Source organism: Polaromonas sp. P1_E1_2 (assembly GCF_056406035.1).
This window is the reverse complement of sequence record NZ_JBFUAZ010000712.1, coordinates 1-1,950: the sequence shown is the minus strand read 5'-3', so window position 1 is coordinate 1,950 and position 1,950 is coordinate 1. Positions and strand designations below refer to the sequence as shown.

Below are 1,950 nucleotides of genomic sequence, written 5' to 3'. Positions count from 1 at the left end.
TTGCAGCTGGCGGCGCAGGCCGTCCACCGTGGTATGGATGGCGGTGGGGTGGTGGGCGAAGTCGTCATACACGGTGATGTCGCCRTCTTTGCGCGGGATCACGCCGCGTACTTCCATGCGGCGCTTGACGTTCTGGAACTCCGCCAGCGCCCGGGCCGCGGCTTCGGGCGCCACACCGACGTGCTCAGCCGCCGCGATGGCGGCCAGCGCATTGAGCTGGTTGTGCACGCCGCTGATGCCCCACTGCACATGGGCCACGGCCTCGCCGGCCTTGAGCACATGAAAGTCGTGCGGTTCGCMGTGGGCCATGAAGCCGCTCTTGTTCAGCAGGCCGCTGCCGAAGAGCAGTTGCTCACTCCAGCAGCCCTGGGCCAGCACGCGCTGCAGGCTGGCTTCGGCGGCATTGACGACCACGCGGCCTTGCGAAGGGATGGTGCGCACCAGATGGTGAAACTGCCGTTCGATGGCCGCCAGATCGTCAAAAATGTCGGCGTGGTCGAACTCGAGGTTGTTCAGGATGGCCGTGCGCGGGCGGTAGTGCACGAACTTGCTGCGCTTGTCGAAAAAGGCGGTGTCGTATTCGTCGGCCTCGATGACAAAGGTATTGCCTTCGCCCAGCCGGGCCGACACGCCGAAGTTCAGCGGCACGCCGCCGACCAGGAAACCCGGCTTCAGCCCGGCAGCTTCGAGAATCCAGGCCAGCATGGCCGTGGTGGTGGTTTTGCCATGCGTGCCAGCCACTGCCAGCACATGGCGTGGCCCGGTCGGGTGGTGGGTCGGGTGGTGGAGCACATGGCCCGAGAGCCATTGCGGGCCGCTGGTATAAGGCTTGCCGCTGTTCAGGATGGCTTCCATGAGCGGGTATTTGGCGCTGCCATCGGCAAGCCGGGCACGGGACACCACGTTGCCGACCACGAACACGTCGGGCTCAAAGGCCATCTGGTCGGYGCCGTAGCCCTCGATCAGCTCAATCCCCAAACCGCGCAGCTGGTCGCTCATGGGCGGGTAGACGCCGGTGTCGCAGCCGGTCACTTTGTGCCCTGCTTCCCGCGCCAGGGCGGCCAGGCCTCCCATGAAGGTGCCGCAGATTCCCAGAATATGTATGTGCATGGCCTGTATTCTAGGCAGGGCTATCCGCGGGCCTCACACGCCTGGATCCGGTGGCCAGGCGAAAATTCAAGGAAAAAGTGCCTCCCGGCCAATATGGATAAGCGCAACCAGCTATTGATTTCATAGCGGTCGGGTGTGCCGTGGGCTGGGGTGAACTTTAGCGTCTGGCGGGAACCCAACCCAAGGCACAATCGCTTCGCCCACACCCGCATCATTGATCCGCATCACCCATTGACCTTCGATTTTGGCCTTTCCTGGCCGAAGCCAGCCGATCTTGACACCTCATACCCTTAAATCCGAAATCGCCGCCACGGCCGCAGCGCTGGTGGTGGAAGAAGGGCTGGAATATGGTCCGGCCAAACGCCGCGCCGTCAAACAGATGGCCTTGCCGGCCCGTACCGAGCTGCCGGGCAATGACGAGCTGGAAGACGCCGTCCGCGAATACATCGCACTTTTCTGTGCCGACACCCAGCCCGCCGAGCTGGCGGCCCTGCGTGAACTGGCGCTGGTCTGGATGGAGCGGCTGGTGCAATTTCGGCCCTACCTGGGCGGCGCCGTCTGGCACGGCACGGCCACCCGGCTGTCCGACATTTACATCCAGCTGTTCTGCGATGACCCCAAATCAGCCGAGATTGCCCTGATTGAGCACAATGTGGACTACGAGCCGCGTACCGTGACCGGCTTTACCGGCGACAGCGTGGAAGCGCTCAGCCTGCGAAGTGTGTGCAAACCTTTGAATGAGACGGTGGGCGTGCACCTGATGGTCTATGACCACGACGACCTGCGCGGTGCCCTGCGGCCCGATGCCAAAGGCCGGACCCCGCGGGGCGACCTGGCTGC

Annotated in this window: 2 protein-coding genes; one reads left to right on the top strand and one right to left on the bottom strand. The window is 64.0% G+C overall.

Annotation, left to right across the window (positions count from 1 at the left end):
* Positions 1-1,110 (bottom strand): UDP-N-acetylmuramate:L-alanyl-gamma-D-glutamyl-meso-diaminopimelate ligase (mpl, locus tag AC1D1P_RS22020; RefSeq protein ID WP_477674443.1); only part of this gene is annotated, 1,110 nt, incomplete at its 3' end.
* A 274-nt stretch (positions 1,111-1,384) separates the two neighbouring features.
* Between mpl and AC1D1P_RS22015 the strand changes: the two genes are divergently transcribed.
* Positions 1,385-1,950, top strand: a 566-nt coding sequence (locus tag AC1D1P_RS22015) for a hypothetical protein (RefSeq protein ID WP_477674442.1), incomplete at its 3' end; no start/stop codon positions are given.